Origin of the sequence: Pseudarthrobacter sp. NKDBFgelt (genome assembly GCF_046097905.1) — a bacterium.
In the GTDB taxonomy this organism is placed as follows: domain Bacteria; phylum Actinomycetota; class Actinomycetes; order Actinomycetales; family Micrococcaceae; genus Arthrobacter; species Arthrobacter polychromogenes.
This window is the reverse complement of the sequence record NZ_JBJURL010000194.1, coordinates 1-731: the sequence shown is the minus strand read 5'-3', so window position 1 is coordinate 731 and position 731 is coordinate 1. Positions and strand designations below refer to the sequence as shown.

Here is a 731-nt window from a genome sequence, read left to right as displayed (position 1 = left end):
AGAAGCAGGACGGGTAGTCCGCATCACCTTCTTCCAAGGAGGCGGTCGAGCACTCCAGCTGGGGGCTGTCGGTTCGCCGGCGAGTAATGGTCGCCAAGCAGCGCCGCAACTTGGGCTTGGATGGCTGCAAGCTCGCTCTGAAGACGGCGTAGCTGTTTCGGCGACATCCGGCCAATCTCGATCTCTCCAAGAGCACTCTTGGCTTTAACCAATTGCTTTATCGCGCGATGAGGAGCGTTGCCCTCTCGGTGCTCCGTTCTGATCTTGTCCATGATCTCAAAGAGATGGGCAGGCACGGTCGCAGGCTCGTCGCGGCGATCGACCAGATACTCTTCGATAGCCGAGAGGACTTCGGGCGATAGTGATGATCCTTCGGCAGCCAATCCGCCGATCCTGGCCTCCGCAGCGAAACGCCGAAGCGTCTCCTCGGGCAGCCCCTCCGGAACAGGCTCTGCGAATGGAAAGTAGCGGTCCACTGGGGCCTGGATGGCGGTGCGCCCAGCCATGAACGCGAACACAGCCACTTGCCACGTCGATCTGAGCTTCGGATCCAAGTCGGCAAGCTGTCGCCTCAGACCCTTGAAGAGCGCCTCTTCCTGCGCGATCTCGCCGAAGGCCCCCGGCGTCCCTCGGTGACTCAGGTACCGCTCCGCGAGGGCGAGCTCAGCGACCTCGGCACGCATGTCAGCTTCGGACGCGAAGCGGTAGGCGTCGAGCACCTCGCGCACGGG

1 protein-coding gene is annotated in these 731 nt (G+C 62.8%); it reads right to left on the bottom strand.

Annotated features, from left to right (window positions below):
- Window positions 1–23: 23 nt before the first annotated feature.
- Window positions 24–731, bottom strand: a 708-nt coding sequence (locus tag ACKAE7_RS21110) for a hypothetical protein (RefSeq protein ID WP_408980235.1), incomplete at its 5' end; no start/stop codon positions are given.